This is a genomic window from Cyclobacterium sp. SOCE241, assembly GCF_056867545.1.
On sequence record NZ_CP149779.1, the window covers coordinates 974,609 to 993,988 of the forward strand.

Consider the following 19,380-nt stretch of genomic DNA (forward strand, 5'->3'; position numbering starts at 1 on the left):
ATGCATACGTTAAGAATTTATAATAGTAGAAAGATTATCTTTTTATCCGGTATTTTAATAATGTGGATAATGCCCAGCCGGGCGCAGGATGCTCAAACCATCCTTGACAAGGTTGATGAAAATATGGTTTCAAAAACAGAAATAACGGAATCTGAAATGATCATTAAGGGCAAAAGAAATGTACAAACCATAGGTTCAAAATCCTATACTGAAGGCAACAAAAAATCTTTTACAGAATACCTTTATCCAGAGCGAGAAAGAGGAACTAAGATGTTGAAACTGGAAGATCGATTATGGATCTATTCACCATCCACAGACAGGACCATCCAGCTATCAGGTCATATGCTACGGCAATCTGTTATGGGCTCTGATTTGTCCTATGAAGACATGATGGAAGATCGAAAACTAAAGGAAATATATGATGCAGTCATTGTAGGCGAAGAAAATATTGGTGAAAGAAAAACTTGGATTTTGGAATTAACAGCTTCTGTAGAAAATGTAAGTTATTACAAGCGAAAAATATGGGTGGATCAGGAAAGATTTATTCCACTAAAAGAGGAATTGTTTGCGAAAAGTGGTCAACTCCTAAAAAAAACAACAATGTCAGACATTTCGAAAATTGACGGTCGTTGGTACCCAAGAAAAGTAAATTTTAAGGATGTGCTGAAGTCGGGTAATGGAACGGATTTTATTATTAAAGAAATTCAATTCAATCCAACCATCCCTCCTTATATTTTCACAAAGGCCTCCCTAAAAAAATAATCAGGAAATTTAACCTGAATATTAAATTGACAATATAATGTTCCAATGAAACTATCCTTTCAACTTGCCTATAGAAACCTAATTGGCGCCGGGTTAAGAACTTGGCTTAACGTAGGCATATTGACATTTACTTTTTTGGTTATTCTTTTCTATAATGGTTTGTTGGATGGCTGGAACTTACAGGCAAAAAGAGATGCAATTAATTGGGAATTTGGTTGCGGACAATTTCATTACAAGGATTATGACCCATATAACCCATTTAGTCTGCAAGAGGCACATGGTAAATTTGATGAAATTAACACGAAAGGATTGACTCCTTTATTGATGCGACCTGCAACAATTTACCCTAATGGCCGAATGATGGCCATTACTTTAAAAGGCCTTCCCAAAGCCCAACGACTGTTAAAAATACCTGTCAGTCAATTGAATAATCTTGAGGGAACCATACCCGTGGCCATTGGCAAAAGAATGGCAAGGGCCGCAAAACTTTCCTTAGGAGATGAAATAAGCTTACGCTGGAGGGATAAAAATGGCACTTTCGATGCAGAAAAGGTGAAGGTGGCTGCTATTTTTAATACCACGATAAGTTCAGTGGATCAAGGTCAAATTTGGATGACTTTGGAAGACTTATGGGAGATTACAGCAATGCACAACGAAGCAACCATTTTGATTGCTGATCTACCTAGGCCTGATAACCTTTTTGAGGATTGGAATTATGTGAGTCAAGAAGGGTTATTACAAAACATAAACGACATAATTGAAGTAGAAAGAGCCAGTGCAAAAATTATTTATTTCATATTATTAAGCATTGCTTTGTTGGCGATTTTTGATACTCAAGTGTTATCTGTATTTCGGAGAAAAAAGAAATTGGGACCTATATTGCCTTGGGAATGACAAAGAATGAAGTCGCAGGACTTTTTACTCTCGAAGGCTGTATGTACAGTTTATTTTCCATGTTGCTTGGTACACTAATTGGATCGCCTTTATTTAGCTACCTGTCTCATAAGGGGATTTCCTTCGGGTCCGTGACAGCGGACATGGGGATAGGTTTGGGAGATAAGATTTATCCATCTTTTAGTTTTTCACTTTTGATTTCTTCAGCCCTTATTGTAATAATTTCTGCTACAATAGTTAGCTTTATTCCCGCTCGTAAGATAGTTACAATGAATCCTATAGATGCTTTAAAAGGTAAACTTCAATGAGAGGTAAAATACCTTTTAGAATTATAATTTCAGTCAAAATCCAATGATCATCTCTATACCTATTTAAATTCTAAGTTTGTTTGCTATTCAATCCTATGTAACCAATGGGTTAGCATTTGCAAGACAAGCTCTTTAATGATAAAATTTGTGTAAGATTGGTTGAAAAATTGATGTCTACGAATACTAAAATTTCACTGATTGGAAACTTGAAAAATAGGGTCAATAAGTCAGTTGGAGGAAATTCTAACTTCCTCATAAGGCTAAACTCGGACCTCAAAGGTTTACATCCGCAATCGAACCTTAAAAGATTGAAGCAATGAGGCAATGAATTAAAATCGATTTTCTTATCTCATTGCAAAATCATCTGGTTCGGGAATTTTTTTTAGTTTAACTTTACCTTTAAAACTACTGTTGACCATTTAGTTATTATGGAAAACATTAGGAATGGCGAAAAGGTATGGGTTTTCTGCTATAAAGGAAAACTTAATGGTTATTGGGTGAGTATATTCAATGGTAATTGAATAATTCATAAGTTAATTGAGTCATTTTCACCTAAAAATTATACTGAAATAAAACTGAGAATAGATCATTCTATTGGAGAAGCTCAAATTTTATCCTTTATCGTACAATTAGATTAACCTACTTGTAAGTGAAGCACTATTTTGAAAAGAAGTGAGTAATAGATTTATTATCGATCAAAAGAAAAATTTTATTTAATCAATGAAAAGCTTAAGGTCATGGATAATCCTATTAATCAATTCTTTGGTGTTTTTGGTTGTGGTTACCCTTTCAATTTTTTCCTATAAAGAATTTAAAAATGCTCTTGATGAAAGGGTATTACTTCAACTTTCCTCTATAAAAAAACTGAAGCGAATTCAACTTGAAGCTTTTTTACAAGCGGAAATGGATGAGTTTAAAAAACAATTGAGCCAAGGATCTGCCGATTCCATTTCAAATCCATACAGTTTAATTGCTGAAGAGGTTGATATTCAGTGTTTGCAAGACAAGTTGAATTTAATTCCAAATGGAGAAAGTTTTTTTGATATTACTTCATGTGCAAGAAGAGGGGTTGTAAAACTAGCCATGATAAAAAAGGAAGGAAATAAAATTCAACAGATTCAGTGTATCAATTCTGATGCGATACAGGAAATTCTGATGGAGCGAACAGGAATGGGAGAGAGTGGTGAAACATATTTAGTAGGTAGAGATTTCCGTATGCGTTCTCTTTCCAGATTTATGCCCGATACACCTCCAGGTCAAATAAAAGCATCCACATTGGGAGCTAAACACGCTTTGCAAGGAATTAATGGTTTTGGTATAATTGATGATTATCGGGGTATATCCGTTTACAGTTCGTATCATAAACTAGACATTGCTAATCTAGACTGGGCCATATTATCTGAAATTGATGTAAAAGAGGTAACCGCCCCACTTTTGATAATGAGAAATAAACTTTTCCTGATTTCATTTTTAGTGTTACTTTTTGCTTTAACGTTTTCATTTTTAATTACTGTGGTATTGTCCAAACCACTATTAAAAATGAGACTATTCCTCAATTTTATGACCCGTGGAAATTATGATTTTAATATTGAAAATGATTATCAGACTAAGGAGATAAAAGAAATGTTTGTGGCATTAAAAAAGCTTCAAAAATCTATTCGAGAGGCCATTTATTTTTCTACGGAAATTGGGAACATGAACATGAAAGCAAAGTACGAGCTTTCAGGGGAAGGGGATGTATTGGGGAAATCTCTGATGGTGATGCAGAAGAAATTAATGGAATATGAAAATGCAGAAAAGATAAGTCGGTTGATGGCGAAGAAATCATTAATTGAAGGACAAGAAAATGAAAGGAAGCGATTGTCTAAAGATTTGCATGATGGAGTTGGTCCCTTACTTACTAGTCTCAAGTTGATGGTGCAGACCTCTGAATTATCTTCATGTGATAAAAAAAGATCAATACAGTAGTGGATGGCACTATTGATGAAATTCGGAGAATGACCTATAATTTGATGCCATCTGTATTGGTTGATTTTGGGGTAGGTAGAGCTTTGGCTAGTTTTATAGAAAGAATGAAAAAATCCAGTGGAATAGAAATTGTCTATGATGATGCAACCAAAGGCAGAGCGGGAAGGTTAAGTATGGATTTGGATATTTGTATTTTTAGGGTTAGTCAGGAATTGATCAACAATACTTTGAAACATGCTCATGCAATAAAAATCACAATATCTTTGACTGAATTTAATGATAAAATTTCATTGTATTACCTGGATGATGGAAAAGGCTTTGACCCCAAAACTATTAAATATGGAGCCGGTCTAAGAAATATTAGGGAAAGAGTTGAAATATTTAATGGCTATCTTAGTATTAGTTCTGACCATAACGGTACCGAAGTGGAAGTTGAAATACCATTGAAAGATGAATAAATACAAAATTGCAATTGTTGATGATCACCAGTTATTCCGAGATGGAATACATTCCCTATTGTCAAAACAGGAAAATTTTGAAGTGGTAATTAGTTCAGAAAATGGTAAAGATTTTTTTAAAAAGCTTAAAAAAGGGATACATCCCGATTTACTTTTACTTGATTTGACGATGCCAGAAATGAACGGATTTGAGGTTTTGGTAAAATTGAAAAAAAGTATCCCAGCATCAAAGCAATTGCTATTTCCATGCATGATGATGGAAACTATATCATGCAATCCATAAGGGGAGGGGCTTATGGATATTTATTAAAAAATACTGATGAGGAGGAATTGCTTTTGGCAATAGACACGGTGTTAAAAGGAAACAAATATTTTAATCAGGATATTTCACAGCGGATGATTAATATCATGTCCTTAGAAGGAGTTAGCCCTAAAAAGCTATCCCCCAAGGAAATGGAAATATTAAAATTAATTGCCGATGGTCAAACCACGAAAGAAATAGCACATAAACTATTTATTAGTACCAGAACAGTTGAGACCCATAGAAATAATATGATGAAAAAGCTGGATGTGAAAAATACCCCTGAACTTATCAATAAAGCTGCTCAACTAAATTTACTATAAATTTAACCTACGTATTAATACGGATGTTTCTCATCCGTTATTCATCTTATTATAATTTACCGATTTTCTTAGAGTATCTCCAGAGACTGTTTAGCGTTAAATTTACTATAAATAAGACACTAACAAAAAAAGGTATTCCTATGAAAAGTTTAATATTTGCATTCGCATTTTTAACCATAGCAACAGTTGGATTTTCACAAACTGATAATGATTTAAAAGGTCCAGCTGCAAAAAATTATAAACCTTGGCAACAAGAGGATAAAGCTCCTGCCATAAAGGTTTATACTTCAGAAACTGCAACCAAACTACAAGGACCTTCCGCGAAAAATAAAAAACTTGGGAACTTGAAACCAAGAATTACCAAGAAACAGCCTTGGTTACAACAAGACCAAGAGTAACCGGACCTAAAGCAAAAAATGCTAAAGTTTGGAGTAACTAAAAAAGAACATATCAGATTTAAAAGCCTTGTCATTTTTAAATGGCAAGGCTTTTTTGTTGGTGAAAATTTATAATTAGGCAAATTAATACGCTACTACACTATAAAAATTCCATTTCACGATATGATCACTTTAAAATCAGAATCCTTGTTGTTGAATTTCATCCTGCCTAAAGTCAGTCAGGTACACAATAGCGATTATGCTACATCAATTCCCAAGAACCCTAAAACAAGCATTGCAATTATATTATAAAGTTAATTTCTATTCCTGGGAAAACTTTAATATTATAGCTTCTAACCACGGATTATGTAAAATGATTTTTCCCCCTGAGAATAGGCAGGCTTTACAATTCAAAGAAAATCAGGCTGTTTGTAGCCTTTTTAGCACTTTATGGATTGGATATTTTGGGTTAGATTCTATTTATTTGGAATTTGAGGGAAAGGTAGCTCTTTTAATACCTTTTGCATGGTATTAATTCAGATGCTTTTTTTTATTTTTGACCATAGACATCAGGGATATGTTAGGCCTTCCCTTTAAAACCCCTCCTCATCGAAATTTCCAGTGTAAATTTGAACCCATTCAAAAAAATATAACACCTCTTATAAACAAGTGGCTTGTTCTATTTATTTTATGTACTTTTTCGCTCATTTCCCATGCTCAAATCAGGGAATTGGAATCTTTGTGGAAGCAACAAATGGATACTAGTAAATATGATTTTCGTACCATAAAATACCTTCAAATATCAGAAGAAGATTTTTTTAGTTTGTATGATGCCCAACCTAGTTTTGGAATGTACAAAGACAATTATTTTATAACAGGGGTTCCAACCAATAAGGAAATCAACAAGCGCACCGCCGATGCCAAATACCAAATAAGTATTAGCCAACGACTAACGAAATCCAGATTGCCATTTAAAACTTCTTTATTGCTTACATATACCCAAAAATCATTTTGGGACATTTATGAAAACTCTTCCCCGTTTGCAGATAACAATTACAATCCGGGAATAACACTGATTAGACCTGTGCTGAGCAAGCAGCAATTAAAAGGGGAATTGCCCTTTCATTTGAGCATGAATCTAACGGTCTAGACTCGATTTATTCCCGAAGCTGGAATTATGCTTCTTTATCAGCGGTGTATTTTTACAATGCCAATATTTCTATTCAAAGCAAAGTATGGGCCGGATTATTGGGCGATGAAAACAAAGACCTTTATAAATTCAGGGGATATGGATTGTTGGCCTTAAATTATCGAAGTTTTAATGATAATTTCTGGGGAAGCCTTGTACTTAACCCCAATAATAATATTAGCAGAGTAAACACCATTCTTGAATTGAATTTTAAACCTATTTCATCTGCCAATCAATACATTTTTTTGCAATGGTACAATGGTTATGGCGAAAATCTCTTTGATTACAACCAATACACCTCAATGCTAAGGTTTGGTTTATGTATCAAACCGGCCATGAGGAATTTTTATTGATTTTAGCAATTCCATCTTTCCTTTTCTCATTTAAAAATAAACACATTATAAGGAAAACAAATGTTTATAGGAATGGTCTTGCCTCAGTTTGTTGGCCCCTTACAGGGGCTAAACGTATCTTGTTATTATCTGCTAAATAGAACGAAAAACATAACTTTTGTATTTAAAACAATATTGATATAGTTAGGTTATAAATTATAAAGTAAAAAGTTGTCTTTGCATCCCAATTGATTTTTCTTATCTTAAAAAAAAATGCTATCCTTTGTTTCAATTTATAGACCCTAAATTTAGGCTTTTAGAAGCCCTCCAAGTCATCCGAAAATTATTCCTGCCGATTACTTTCAGTCTCACGTTAATTTGTTTGACTAATGGGTGTGGAAATAAGGTGGCCACCCGAGATGTACCTGTAGACCTTCCAGAAGCATATTCTTTGCCTACCGGGTCCAGCCCTATGGATTCCAATTGGTGGGCTAAATTTCAAGACACCCTACTTAATAGATTGGTAGACAGTGCCATCACTCACAATTTAGAATTAAAAGCTCTTGGTTTCAGGTCGCTCAAGAAGCCGGTAATGTAGCTATAATTGCTTCCCAAAAGGTCCCTCAGGTATTTTTGGAATTACAAGGTGGGGCCAGTAGGCCTGCGCCTGATTTTGTAGGGGGAGAAATACCCAACTATCCTTAAGAACAAGTTATGAAGTTGACCTGTGGGGAAGAGTCAAACAAAGTAAGCTAGCAGCTGAAAACAGGATGATAGCTACATTCTTGGATTACCAAACCATGGGAATAAGCATCGCAGGAGAGGTCGCATTGACCTGGTTTACATTGCAAGCTTCCCGAGAACAAATGAACTTGATAAAAGAGCAAACCGAATACAATCAGCAAATATTAGCGCTTATCCGGACCCGATTTGCCAGCGGACAAGTTAGGGGAGTGGATATTTTGCGACAAGAACAGTTGATAGAAAATACCAAAGAAGAGGCTTTGGCCTTACAAATGGAAATAAAAATCTTGAAAAATAGGCTTGCAGTGCTTTTGGGAAAAGCTCCGGGGATGCTAAACATCAGTGAAAAGATGAAACTTCCTACTTTGAGTCCAATACCTAACGCCGGACTACCCATGGAGTTGATTAATCGACGACCGGACATACAAAGCAGTTTCAATCAATTGGAAGCAGCCGATAGGGAAGTGGCTGTGGCCATTAGTAATACTTATCCTCGTTTGACCTTTAATTTAACAGGCGCCTTAAGATCCAATACCCTAACAAATCTTGTTGAATCTCAGGCTGCATCACTTACCGGTAGTTTGTTGATGCCATTGTTTTATGGCGGAAGGTTAAAAGCGGAAACTCATCGTGCCAAAGCTTTCCGTGAGCAACAGCTCAATGCCTATGGGCAAACAGTTTTGTTAGCCGTTCAAGAGGTAGAAGATGCATTGGTTCGAGAAAGCCTTCAAAAAGAGATCATCATTAAACTTGAAAACCAATTGGATTTGGCGGAACGGGCTTTTAATCAATTGCGCATTGAATACTTGAATGGATCGATTGCCTATTTGGATGTTCTAGTAACCCTAGATCAAATGCAACAATTGAAAAGAGAGTTGGTAAATGAAAAATTAAATTTATTGCTATATCGACTCAGCTTATATCGGGCACTTGCGGGGGATTTGAAAGCCCAATTGAAAATGAAGAAGATTTTAGCATTCAAGAAAACACAATCTCGACAAAATGACGCGAAAAAAAACCATAGGGATAAGTTTGGGATTATTGGTTTGCAGCATACTGATAGCCCTAATCTTTTTCTGGACAGCTCCTGAAGCCGAAATGGAAGGCGCTTCAAAAACCACTGCAATGTTGGTAGATGTTGTACAGGCAGAACAAGGGGATTTTAATCCTTCGATAATTGCTACAGGACTTGTACAACCTGCTACAGATATCTCATTGAGTAACCAAGTTGGAGGGGAAGTGACCCATATCGCCCCCCAATTTCTTCCTGGAGCTTATGTGAAAAAAGGAGAGATGCTTTTGCAAATAAACCCGGCAGATTATGAAAACACTTTAATGCTTCGAAAGAGTGACTTGGCTTTGGCCCAATCGGATTATGAAGTGGAATTGGGGCGTCAGGATGTTGCAGTTAAAGATTATGAGCTTATAGGTGATGAGTTATCCTCAAAAAACCAAAATCTTGTTTTGAGAAAGCCTCAACTTGAAGCAGCAAAAGCGAATGTTAAAGCTGCAGAAGCTGCTGTAAACCAGGCCAATTTGAATTTACAAAGAACGGCTATCCGGGCTCCATTTGATGCACATATATTGACAAGAAATGTAAATCTTGGTTCACAGGTTGCTCCGGCGTCGGATCTTGGTCGTTTGGTGGGGATCAGTGAATATTGGATCATTGCCAATGTTCCGCTTTCAAAAATTAATTGGTTGGATATTGGGGAAGGCAAAGAAGGCTCAGGAGCCCCTGTCAAAATTGTTCATCCTTCAGCGTGGGAAGATGGGCAATTTAGGGAAGGAAAAGTTTCAAGGCTGGTTGGAGCATTAGACAACCAATCAAGACTCGCAAGGGTTATTGTAAGTGTTCCTGATCCACTTTTGCGGGAAAGACCAAACCCTGAGAAACCTCCCTTATCATTGGTATCTTTGTGGAAGTCCAAATTGAAGCTCGAAAGCTGAAGGATGTAGTCAGATTGGCAAAACAATACATTAGACCAGGAAATACAGTTTGGGTATTAAAGGAGGGGAAATTAGAAATTAGGAAAGTTGATATTCTCTTTGAAGACGGAGAATATGCTTACGTTAGAGAGGGCTTAACCTCCAGCGACCGAATTGTTGCCACTGATTTAGCCACAGTGGTGGAAGGTTCTCCACTTCGATTAGAGGAAGATTAAAGGAAATACCATGAATGAACAATCAAACCAGGTATCAGAGAGAGGCCCTATTGCTTTTATGGCCAGGAACCCCATCATTACTAATCTTTTGATGGTGATTTTCTTGGTTGGTGGTATTTATACCATGTATACTATCCAAAAAGAAGTATTTCCTCAGTTTCAATTGGACATCGTTGAGGTTTCTGTCGTATATCCCGGAGCTGCTCCTGAGGAAGTAGAGCAAGGTATTGTGCTACCTGTTGAGGAAAAAGTACGTGAAGTCCAAGGGATCATGGAACTGATATCATCAGCAAATGAGGGTTCAGGCACCGTAGAGATTTGGTTGATTCCCGGCACAGACCGAATGAAAGCCTTACAAGATATCAACCAAGCAGTAAGTCGGATCCAAACTTTTCCTGATGACATTGAAAGGCCTCAAATTGTTTTACAGAACCAGCAAATGGATGTGATGCAAGTTGGGATTTATGGCAATGTAGATGTATGGACACTTAGGATTTTGGCCGAACGGCTAAGAACAAGATTACTAGGTGATGAGCAAATTACTCAGGTTGAAATCGGTAATGTACCGGACTTTGTGACCCATGTGGAAATTCCCAGAAATACACTATTACAATACAACCTTACTTTAGGGGAGATAGCGGATTTAATTGAAGCTTCCAGCAGGGATATTCCTGCCGGGTCTATAGAAACTTTGTCTGGAGAAATCCTTCTTCGGATGGAAGAAAGGAAGCTTATCGCTGAAGAATTTGCTAATATAGATATTATTTCCTCAGCTTCCGGAGCAACCATTAAATTGGGAGACATTGCTAGCATTCGAGATGGTTTTGAAGAGGTTGGCTTCAATGGACAATTTGAACAACAAAACACTGTGGATCTGGAAGTTTTCCGAATAGGAGATCAGTCTCCCCTTGAAATCGAAGAAAAGGTCAAAAGTATTTTGACGGAGTTTGAGCCAAGTTTGCCACCCGGGGTGAAAGTTAGAATTGAAAGCAATCGGGCTGAAGATTTTCGAGAAAGACTGTCTTTGTTAACAGAAAATGGATTAATGGCCATCGTGATTGTATTGGTTATATTGGGTCTATTTCTAGAATACAGGCTAGCATTTTGGGTGATGATGGGAATGACGGTATCCTTTGTTGGGGCCATGCTTTTTCTTCCCATTGTTGGATTAAGTATCAATATGATCTCCATGTTTGGGTTTTTGATTGTTTTGGGAATTGTGGTTGACGATGCCATAGTGGTAGGAGAAAATATTTATGAATTTCGACAAAAGGGCTATTCTTATATTGACGCTGCCATCCATGGAGCAAAAGATGTTTCCAAACCAGTAATCATTAGTATTCTTACTACAGTTATTGCCTTTGTTCCTTTATTATTTATTCCCGGAGAAACCGGTAAATACTGGTGGCCTCTTCCTGTGGTAGTAATCGTAGTTTTATTCGTCTCCTTATTTGAAGCCTTATTTATTTTACCTTCACATGTAACCAAATCACCGAGAGAAAAGAAGCATGCTTGGGTGAAAAAATTGGAGGTTTGGCAAAACTCTATCGCTACCGGTTTTAACCGGGTAATAAACAAGTATTACAAGCCCTTTTTGGATCTCTGCCTGAGAAACAGATACCTTACTTTTTCAGCTGCCATATCACTATTGGTGCTGGTGGGTGGTTTGCGTACAGTGATCATATGGGAACGGTCTTGATGCCGGAAGTTGCAGCAGATGAAATTGAAGCTGCAGTTCGACTGCCTGTAGGAACGACAAACGACCAAGCAGCTAAAGTAGCTACTGAAATTACAAACAATACCCACAAGATGTTTGAGGATTATGACCTATATGAAGTAGCCTATGGTGTCAAAACCAATGTTCGAGGTAAGGACTTTATTGATGTGGAAATTGTAATGAAGCCACCGGATCAACGAGACATGGGCCCCAAAGAATTGATAGCAATATGGAGAGACAATATTGGTGACATAAAAGGAGTTGATCAAATTAATTTTGAGGCTGAAAGAGGTCCGGCGGTGCCAGACAAGATATTAGTGTAGATTTAAGTCATCCAGACATAGAAGTTTTGGAAAGAGCCAGTCAGGCATTTTTGGAGCGTGTGGAATCTTTTACTGAAACCCGTGATGTAAGTGATAATTATAACAAAGGAAAACGCCAATTGGGCTTTGAGCTGTTACCGGAAGGCCGAAATTTAGGCTTAACTCCCAATATGGTCGGACAGCAAGTTAGGGATGCCTTTTTTGGTGCTTTGGCCATGAGACAATTAAGAGGAATCAATGAATTTGAGGTTAGGGTAAAACTACCCCTTGAAGAGCGAAAAGACATCCATTATCTAGAAGATTTTATCATTCAGGCTCCCAATGGTGTATCTGTTCCATTATTGGATGTGGTTCGGGTCAAGGAAGGAGAGACTTTTACCAATATTAACAGAAGAGATGGAAAAAGAGTGGTGAATGTAGGAATGGACGTAGAACCTCCTGCGGCCCAAACCAGAGTGCTTAAAGCATTAAACCAACAAGTTTTGCCTCAACTCCGGGCTGATTTCCCCGGAATTGCTTGGACCTATGAAGGAAGCCAAGCCCAAATGCGGGAATCTACCGAAGCCCTATGGTCAGGTTTTATAATTGCTATGCTTTTGATTTTCTGTCTTTTAGCCATTGCATTGAATAGCTATTCCCAGCCTATCATTATCATGTTGGCCATACCATTTGGAATTGTTGGTGCTGTCATAGGTCATATTCTCTTGGGATATGATTTATCTTTGGTTAGCCTTATGGGTGTAATCGCTTTATCAGGAGTGGTGGTGAATGATTCGCTAATTATGATTGATTATGCCAATAAAAATCGGAAAGCGTTTTCGGCTTACGAAGCCATTCATGAAGCAGGTGTAAGGCGCTTCAGGCCTATTATTTTGACCACTTTGACCACTTTTGGAGGTTTGACCCCCATAATTCTAGAGACTTCAAGTCAAGCATTCCAGCTTATTCCTATGGCCATTTCTTTAGGTTTTGGGATCATATTCGCTACAGCCATTATTTTAGTAATTGTTCCATGTCTTTATATGATTTTTGAAGATTTAGTAGCTGCAGTTAAATCCAAAGAAAAGGTAAATACCTAGTACCATGAGGCCTAAAAATAAATAATGACCTAAGACCTTAACCCAACTTTTCTGTTGTTAGATGAAAAAGTTGAGCAAAGAAGGTTAAAATGTGGAAGCTTATTTTTTGGATGAATATTAAGGCAAATATAGTTTTATATTAAGTAGCCTAGCTAATTCTTCCTTTTGCGACCAGTAAGAGAGAATTTTTTACCACAAAAAACTTATGAGATGGCATAGAGGCATCAGGGCATTCAATCTAAGGCTCCAGCTTGGCCTTCAAATATTTTGCTCCTTATTTTTTAAGGAAAAAAGCTCCTAAATTATCCTTAAAAGGATTCATTTTTATTTTGAATATTAATCTATTTTACAATTCTTTTTAATTTTTTTTAATCTGAACAAATTTTACAACTCCCATAACATAAGTTAGTTACAGGTTTATTTCACTCTATTTCCTAATCTATTCAATAATAAATTTCGCTGAAATTGATTTTTTTTTAATTGACAGAGAGGGATTTTTAAAACACCTGCGTCTAAAGAGGAAAATAAAAAATAAAAATGAAAAAGATATTAATAATGCTCGCAATGGTTGCTTTTACGTCGATGGCTTACGCACAAGGTAAAAGACCCGAACCTCCTACAACGGATGAAATGATTGAAATGGCCACTAAAGAATTGGGCCTATCAGAAGAACAGGCAACAGAATGGAAATCCATACACGAAAAGTATGCAGATGACTTAAAATCTAGAAAAACTGCCAAAGAGGCAAGGGAAAAAATGGATACCGAGTTACAGGCTACTTTAACTGAAAACCAGTTGGAAACTTATTTAGAAAAAAAAAAGAACGAGGTAGCCGACCTGCTAGGGGACCCAGAGAATAATTAACCTTAAGTAATCTTTAATGAAAGGTCTTAATTTCTAATTTCAATCAGCAACTGGTAATTAATGGTGTTGGTTAAAGGCCCAAATTTGACGAAAATGAAAAAATGAAAAATACATCATTATTGAGGTATACAAAATTCTTGTATCTATTGCCTTTTGTTTTCGCTTTAGCTTCTTGTGTGGAAGATGTTGAAGAAGTTGTTGATGAGGAAGATGATGAGGTTGAGGTAATCATAGATGATACTGATTTTGAAGCTACCGATTGGACCACAGCAACGCATAGCAATGATGTTGATCCTGATTTTGATGAAGTGTTCAATGATCAGGAGGTTAAAAGGTTGGATATAGTCATTACAGAAGATCGCTGGCAGACCATGATCAGTGATATGACCAATATATACGGTACTTTTGGTTCTCGGGGTGGTGGTGGCCCGGGTGGAGCCGGTAATTTTTCAGATGAAGATCCCGTTTTTGTACCTGCTGAAATATTTTATGAAGATAAAGAATGGTACAAAGTGGGGGTTCGATTCAAAGGCAATTCCAGCTTACAAAGTAGTTGGCAGTCAGGGATTTTAAAGTTATCATTTAAACTTGATTTTGATGAATTTGAGGATGATTATCCACAAATAAAAAACCAACGCTTTTATGGTTTCAAGAAGTTAAGCTTGAAGAATAACTACAATGACAAATCCATGCTAAGAGAAAAGGTTGCGACTGAAGTGTTTCGAGATGCCGGATTAGTAGCTTCACATACTGCCTTTTATACTGTCTATGTTGACTATGGAGATGGCCCGATTTATTTTGGATTGTACACCTTGGTCGAAGAAGTTGATGATACGGTTATTGATACCCAGTACAATGACAACGATGGAAATTTGTACAAGCCTGATGGAGATGCTGCCAGCTTTGCCTATGGAACTTTTGACGAAGATGAATATGTGAAGAAGACCAATGAGGATGAGGAGATTTCTCCGATGTTGAAAGTTTATTGTCGGTATTACATGATGCTACAAGAACATCAGATCCGGCCCTTTGGAGAGCCAATCTTGAGCAAGTTTTTGACACAGATGTTTTCTTAAAGTACTTGGCCGTAAATACAATCATTCAAAATTGGGATACTTACGGGAGGATGACACATAATTATTTTCTGTACAATGATCCTGATACTGATAAATTGAATTGGATTCCTTGGGACCATAATGAAGCCCTTCAAAATGGAAACCAACAGGGAAGTTTACCATTAAATTTCTCCGGATTGAATGCCTCCAGCTGGCCATTGATTGGTTACTTATATGCTGATGAGGTTTACAAGGCAAAATATGATGCTTATGTAGAGGAAGTTATCAATGGTGCATTTAACACTAGTACTGTCCAAGCAAAATACACCACCTATGCAGCTTTGATAGAACAATATGCCACCAGTGAAAACAATGGTTATACCTTTTTGAATAGCAGTGGGGACTTTCAAAATGCAGTTAGCACATTAATGTCCCATGCAACATCAAGAGCTAATGCAGTAAGTAGTTACCTAAATAATTAGAAAAAATAGAAAGTTTAAATATTTAATACCCGATTATAGTTATAAGTAAGTTTAGGTTGTTTATGTTCACCAGTGCCGGGAAAAGTGATTTCTTAGAAAAAACTTCTTCAGGTGCTGGTGTTTTGCTATTATGGTAAAATTTAAGTTTATCATTATTTTCTTGACTAAAGGGAAACTTATTTTGCATTATATTTAAATTATTTAAACAAAATAATTCAACCCGTATTTGGTTAAATTAAGCTAATTTTAAACCCTAAAAACAACCTTCTTGAAAAATCCCAAGTTAAAATAGGATATGTAATATTAAATCATTGGTTACCTGTAGCTGCGGAAAAGGAACTGAACTACCATTAGGCAAGGCTCTGGATCAATGAAACTTCAAAAATCCAGGAGAAAGTTGTCCTTGTGAACAGAAAGCAAACCATTACTACTTACGCATATACTAACATCAAAATAAATCAGGGACTTCCGGAAAGCACCTTCGTATTTGATACAGATAACTATAGCGGAGAGGTTTATGATGAAAGGTGACGAATCTAAAAATTAATCTTCGGCCAAATAAAACTCCAATTCTTACCATTTTATCCATTGAATCGGCCAATAGTTTAGTGTGCCATAAGCAGTTTTATTCATCTTCTAGTTCGACAGCAGACCCACCTTCCATCCAATTTGGGAAAACTTCTCCCAATCCTTCGACCATAAATTGAACGGCAATTGCAGCAACTATTAAACCAAATAATCGGGTGAATCCTACAAACAGAATGTCATCCACCTTATTTTCCACTTTATAGGAAAAACTGAAAACCAGAAACAGTAAAAAATAACTGAGCAATAAAATACCGGATAATCCCACATAAGTAGTTGGACCGGTGGCGCGGAAGCTATACAATAACACGGTGGTTATTGATCCGGGACCGGCCAACATCGGAATGACAAGCGGAACCATTACTTTTTCAAACCTCAGCTTGGCCAACCCAAAATTGGTATCTGCCTCTTCTTTTAATTCTTCTAGTTTGGTAGCAGATCCATTTATCATAGACAATGCTGTGAACATCAAAAGAAACCCTCCTGCAATCTTAAAAACTTCAATATCAATATTAAAAAAACCAAAATATACTCCCCTAAAATTAAAAATAAAAGTAATGTCAAGAAGGAAGTACCCGTAACCATTAGGGCAATTTTCCTTCTTACTTTTGGTGATGCATCCCCTGTCATTTCATACCATATAGGAATAAGACCAATTGGATTTACCATGGCCAACATTGCTGCTAAAAAGTTTAGGTTCAGATTCCAATCCATAATGAATAGTATTGTTCTACAATAGAAACATTCAACAGAATGTATGCCAATTTGGATTAGAACAGTTAGTCATCAATTTTCCCCATCGATAAATTCAGGGCTTTTGTATAGGCAATAGTGGCAAACGTCTATTGCACTTTAATAAAATAGCATATAATCTCACCTTTAAAGTGTTAATCTAAAACACTTTAAAAAATGAAACGGTACCTTCTAATATTTAGCTTATTTTTTGTGCAGCCAATCAATGCACAGGAAGTTGCACCCAGCTCGGAAATTTGGTCACTGGAGGATTGTATTAATTATGCCCTTGAAAATAATATCACGGTTAAGGATGCTTTTCTGAATACAGACTTGGCAGAAGTAGATTATGATAGGGCCAAGTCCGCCAGATTACCTAATTTATTTGGCAGCGCTTCACAAACTTTTACTAGCGGAAATAGTATAGATCCCATCACAAGTGATTTCGTCTCTGAAAAAATCAATAGTAACAATTTAGGCATCAACAGTTCCATTACACTTTACCAAGGTAATCAACTGAATAACCAAATTGAGCAAAATAAATTGCTGATGGAGCAAAGTATTTTTCAGGAAGAGGTGGAGAAAAATAACATTGCCCTAAATATTTTGGAGACCTATTTACGTGCCCTGTACAGCAAAGAAAGCATTACCATAGCAGAAAATAATCTGGAGGCTTCTGAAAAGGAAGTTTTACGTGCCAAAGCAAGGTTGGATGCAGGAACTATAGCCTTATCTGATTATACAGAAGCGCAAAGCCAGGCAGCCACAAATAAGTTCAACGTAATCACAGCCAAAAACACTTATGAGCAATATATCATTGACTTAAAACAATTGTTAGAACTTTCTCCAACGCAGGAAATTGAAATCCAAACCCTTAACAAGGATTTGGATTTAATAAATCTTGAACTCAACAAAACTGCTATTTATTACAAGGCTCTTCAAATTTTACCGGAAGTAGAAGTAAGTGATTTAAGCATTGCTATTAATGAAAAGGAACTTGACATCGCCAAAGGTGCCTACAAGCCAACGTTATCATTGAACGGAAGTGTAGGTACCGGCTATACCAGTATCAATTATCTTTCTTTCTCAGATCAATACAATTCCAACTTTAACCAAAGACTCGGTTTAACTTTAACCATTCCGATTTTTAACAGAAATCAAACCAAATCTGCAGTAAAAACTGCCGCTTTGAATATAGAAAAAGCGCAAATACAAAAGCAAAATACAGAAAAAGTCATCTACAAAAATGTTGAAACTGCTTATCAAAATGCCGTTTCAGCCCAAGAACAATTGCTTGCTGCAAAATCTTCTCAGGAAGCAGCGGAACAATCCTATAGGCTAGCACAGAAGAAATATGAGCTTGAAGATTTGAGCACTACGGATTTGGTAATCAGTCAGAACACCTACACCAACGCTCAGCAAAATTACTTGCAGGCCAAGTATTTAAATATCCTGTACAACCAATTGTTACAATTTTATCAAGGAAACGACATTAAACTATAATTAATTTTAACATGAAAACTAAAAAAAATGTCATCATTGGCAGTATCCTATTGGTAATACTTGCCCTAGTGGCTTACAAATTTATCAAAGGAGAGGATGTTGTGGTAATGGAGGTGAAAACGGTTAAAGCCAAAAAGGCAAATGTTACCACTTTGGTTACCGCCACCGGCACCATGGAACCCATCACACAGGTAGAAGTAGGAACCCAGGTTTCAGGGGTAGTAGAAAAAATATATGTTGATTACAATAGTGAGGTTAAAGAAGGACAACTTATTGCCGAGTTGGACAAGACGAATCTCAAAGCAGCCCTTACTCAAAGCCAGGCAGCTTATGACAATGCTTTAAGTCAAAAAAGATATACTGAAACCATATTTGAAAGACAAAAGAAGCTTTATGAGAATCAGGTGATAAGTAAGTCAGATTATGATGAAGCGCTTTATAGTTACGAAACTGCCAAAGGAACAGTAACACAGCGCTTATCTGATCTTCAGGCAGCTAAAACAAATTTGGGCTATGCCAATATATATTCTCCTATTGATGGGGTTGTTCTTTCTCGAGACATTGACGAAGGACAAACAGTTGCTGCCAGCTATAGCACACCCACATTATTTACCATTGCACAGGATTTAAAAGAAATGCAGGTGGAAGCTGATGTGGATGAAGCTGATATCGGAAATGTTAAAGAAGGTCAAAGAGTAACCTTCACTGTTGATGCTTACGTTGGAGAAACATTTGAAGGTGAAGTAACACAGGTAAGACTTGACCCGACTATTACTTCAAATGTTGTGACATACACTGTTGTAATCAGAGCAGATAATCCGGATCTAAAATTAAAACCTGGTCTCACAGCCACAATTTCAATTTATACTTTGGAATTAAATGATGTACTGACTGCTGAAGCCAAAGCCATAAACTTTACACCGGATGTAGAAAGTCTGAATGATTACAATATGCAAAACAATTTACCACCTATTAAATCAATTCAGCAAGGTGAAAAAACCAAGGTTTGGGTGTTAGATAAAGACTCATCATTATCTTCTAAAGCAATAGAAATAGGGGCTAGTGATGGAGTAAATGTACAAATCTTATCAGGTATTCAGGAGGGTGATAAATTGGTTTACAGTTTAAAACAAACAAGCCAAGAAATATCTAAAGTAGCAGATAGCGAAAGTCCTTTTATGCCTCAAAGACCAGGTGGAGACCGAAAAAAATAAAAAAG

The 19,380-nt window shown here is 36.7% G+C and carries 24 protein-coding genes and 1 pseudogene; 23 read left to right on the forward strand and 2 right to left on the reverse strand.

Features of this window, described 5'->3' with window-relative positions; translation table 11 throughout:
• The 21 genes and pseudogenes from WG932_RS04590 to WG932_RS04690 all read left to right on the forward strand — a co-directional run bounded on the left by WG932_RS04590 (position 1) and on the right by WG932_RS04690 (position 15,872).
• Positions 1 to 762 carry an outer membrane lipoprotein-sorting protein gene (locus WG932_RS04590; protein ID WP_483087123.1) on the forward strand — a complete coding sequence of 254 codons (762 nt, stop codon included), beginning with the start codon at positions 1 to 3 and terminating at the stop codon, positions 760 to 762.
• A 45-nt stretch (positions 763 to 807) separates the two neighbouring features.
• Positions 808 to 1,656 carry an ABC transporter permease gene (locus WG932_RS04595; RefSeq protein WP_483087124.1) on the forward strand — a complete coding sequence of 283 codons (849 nt, stop codon included), beginning with the start codon at positions 808 to 810 and terminating at the stop codon, positions 1,654 to 1,656.
• On the forward strand, positions 1,653 to 1,964 hold the full coding sequence (locus tag WG932_RS04600) for an FtsX-like permease family protein (RefSeq protein WP_483087125.1): 312 nt from the start codon (positions 1,653 to 1,655) through the stop codon (positions 1,962 to 1,964). Before WG932_RS04595 ends, WG932_RS04600 begins: the two co-directional genes overlap by 4 nt.
• Before the next feature lie 720 nt (positions 1,965 to 2,684).
• Positions 2,685 to 3,932 carry a histidine kinase gene (locus WG932_RS04605; RefSeq protein ID WP_483087126.1) on the forward strand — a complete coding sequence of 416 codons (1,248 nt, stop codon included), beginning with the start codon at positions 2,685 to 2,687 and terminating at the stop codon, positions 3,930 to 3,932.
• Positions 3,932 to 4,390 (forward strand): sensor histidine kinase, encoded by a 459-nt coding sequence (locus WG932_RS04610; RefSeq protein WP_483087127.1) that lies wholly within the window; start codon positions 3,932 to 3,934, stop codon positions 4,388 to 4,390. Before WG932_RS04605 ends, WG932_RS04610 begins: the two co-directional genes overlap by 1 nt.
• Positions 4,383 to 4,673 (forward strand): response regulator, encoded by a 291-nt coding sequence (locus tag WG932_RS04615; protein ID WP_483087128.1) that lies wholly within the window; start codon positions 4,383 to 4,385, stop codon positions 4,671 to 4,673. The genes WG932_RS04610 and WG932_RS04615 overlap by 8 nt, the downstream gene beginning before the upstream one ends.
• Positions 4,637 to 5,014 carry a LuxR C-terminal-related transcriptional regulator gene (locus tag WG932_RS04620; RefSeq protein ID WP_483087129.1) on the forward strand — a complete coding sequence of 126 codons (378 nt, stop codon included), beginning with the start codon at positions 4,637 to 4,639 and terminating at the stop codon, positions 5,012 to 5,014. The genes WG932_RS04615 and WG932_RS04620 overlap by 37 nt, the downstream gene beginning before the upstream one ends.
• Positions 5,015 to 5,154: 140 nt before the next feature.
• Positions 5,155 to 5,412 carry a hypothetical protein gene (locus tag WG932_RS04625; RefSeq protein ID WP_483087130.1) on the forward strand — a complete coding sequence of 86 codons (258 nt, stop codon included), beginning with the start codon at positions 5,155 to 5,157 and terminating at the stop codon, positions 5,410 to 5,412.
• A 733-nt stretch (positions 5,413 to 6,145) separates the two neighbouring features.
• Positions 6,146 to 6,541, forward strand: a complete 396-nt coding sequence (locus WG932_RS04630) for a phospholipase A (RefSeq protein WP_483087131.1) — start codon at positions 6,146 to 6,148, stop codon at positions 6,539 to 6,541.
• A 5-nt stretch (positions 6,542 to 6,546) separates the two neighbouring features.
• Positions 6,547 to 6,933 (forward strand): phospholipase A, encoded by a 387-nt coding sequence (locus WG932_RS04635; protein ID WP_483088579.1) that lies wholly within the window; start codon positions 6,547 to 6,549, stop codon positions 6,931 to 6,933.
• A 262-nt stretch (positions 6,934 to 7,195) separates the two neighbouring features.
• Positions 7,196 to 7,510 carry a hypothetical protein gene (locus WG932_RS04640; protein ID WP_483087132.1) on the forward strand — a complete coding sequence of 105 codons (315 nt, stop codon included), beginning with the start codon at positions 7,196 to 7,198 and terminating at the stop codon, positions 7,508 to 7,510.
• A 100-nt stretch (positions 7,511 to 7,610) separates the two neighbouring features.
• Positions 7,611 to 8,747 (forward strand): annotated as a pseudogene (locus WG932_RS04645) (TolC family protein); the annotation flags it as partial.
• On the forward strand, positions 8,659 to 9,606 hold the full coding sequence (locus tag WG932_RS04650) for an efflux RND transporter periplasmic adaptor subunit (protein ID WP_483087133.1): 948 nt from the start codon (positions 8,659 to 8,661) through the stop codon (positions 9,604 to 9,606). The pseudogene WG932_RS04645 and the gene WG932_RS04650, both read left to right, overlap by 89 nt.
• 14 nt (positions 9,607 to 9,620) lie before the next feature.
• Positions 9,621 to 9,821, forward strand: coding sequence for a permuted SH3 domain-containing protein (locus tag WG932_RS04655; RefSeq protein ID WP_483087134.1), 201 nt, complete (start codon positions 9,621 to 9,623; stop codon positions 9,819 to 9,821).
• Between the two features lie 10 nt (positions 9,822 to 9,831).
• Positions 9,832 to 11,520 (forward strand): efflux RND transporter permease subunit, encoded by a 1,689-nt coding sequence (locus WG932_RS04660; protein WP_483087135.1) that lies wholly within the window; start codon positions 9,832 to 9,834, stop codon positions 11,518 to 11,520.
• Positions 11,505 to 11,861 (forward strand): hypothetical protein, encoded by a 357-nt coding sequence (locus WG932_RS04665; protein WP_483087136.1) that lies wholly within the window; start codon positions 11,505 to 11,507, stop codon positions 11,859 to 11,861. The genes WG932_RS04660 and WG932_RS04665 overlap by 16 nt, the downstream gene beginning before the upstream one ends.
• A gap of 26 nt (positions 11,862 to 11,887) precedes the next feature.
• The gene (locus WG932_RS04670; protein ID WP_483087137.1) at positions 11,888 to 12,940 is read left to right on the forward strand and encodes an efflux RND transporter permease subunit; all 1,053 of its coding nucleotides are present in this window, start codon (positions 11,888 to 11,890) and stop codon (positions 12,938 to 12,940) included.
• A gap of 537 nt (positions 12,941 to 13,477) precedes the next feature.
• Positions 13,478 to 13,804, forward strand: a complete 327-nt coding sequence (locus WG932_RS04675) for a hypothetical protein (protein ID WP_483087138.1) — start codon at positions 13,478 to 13,480, stop codon at positions 13,802 to 13,804.
• Positions 13,805 to 13,905: 101 nt separating this feature from the next.
• Entirely contained in the window at positions 13,906 to 14,880 is a 975-nt protein-coding gene (locus WG932_RS04680; protein ID WP_483087139.1) for a CotH kinase family protein, read from the forward strand.
• Positions 14,790 to 15,341, forward strand: a complete 552-nt coding sequence (locus WG932_RS04685) for a CotH kinase family protein (RefSeq protein ID WP_483087140.1) — start codon at positions 14,790 to 14,792, stop codon at positions 15,339 to 15,341. The genes WG932_RS04680 and WG932_RS04685 overlap by 91 nt, the downstream gene beginning before the upstream one ends.
• Positions 15,342 to 15,746: 405 nt before the next feature.
• Positions 15,747 to 15,872, forward strand: a complete 126-nt coding sequence (locus WG932_RS04690; RefSeq protein ID WP_483087141.1) for a hypothetical protein — start codon at positions 15,747 to 15,749, stop codon at positions 15,870 to 15,872.
• 94 nt (positions 15,873 to 15,966) lie between these two features.
• Here WG932_RS04690 and WG932_RS04695 read toward each other — a convergent pair whose 3' ends face one another.
• Entirely contained in the window at positions 15,967 to 16,395 is a 429-nt protein-coding gene (locus WG932_RS04695) for a MarC family protein (protein ID WP_483088580.1), read from the reverse strand.
• Entirely contained in the window at positions 16,395 to 16,640 is a 246-nt protein-coding gene (locus tag WG932_RS04700) for a MarC family protein (protein ID WP_483087142.1), read from the reverse strand. Before WG932_RS04700 ends, WG932_RS04695 begins: the two co-directional genes overlap by 1 nt.
• 195 nt (positions 16,641 to 16,835) lie before the next feature.
• Between WG932_RS04700 and WG932_RS04705 the strand changes: the two genes are divergently transcribed.
• Together WG932_RS04705 and WG932_RS04710 are read left to right on the forward strand one after the other, a co-directional pair.
• A complete protein-coding gene (locus tag WG932_RS04705; protein WP_483087143.1) occupies positions 16,836 to 18,161 on the forward strand; it encodes a TolC family protein in 1,326 nt (441 codons plus the stop codon).
• 11 nt (positions 18,162 to 18,172) lie between these two features.
• Entirely contained in the window at positions 18,173 to 19,375 is a 1,203-nt protein-coding gene (locus WG932_RS04710; RefSeq protein WP_483087144.1) for an efflux RND transporter periplasmic adaptor subunit, read from the forward strand.
• Positions 19,376 to 19,380 lie beyond the last annotated feature (5 nt).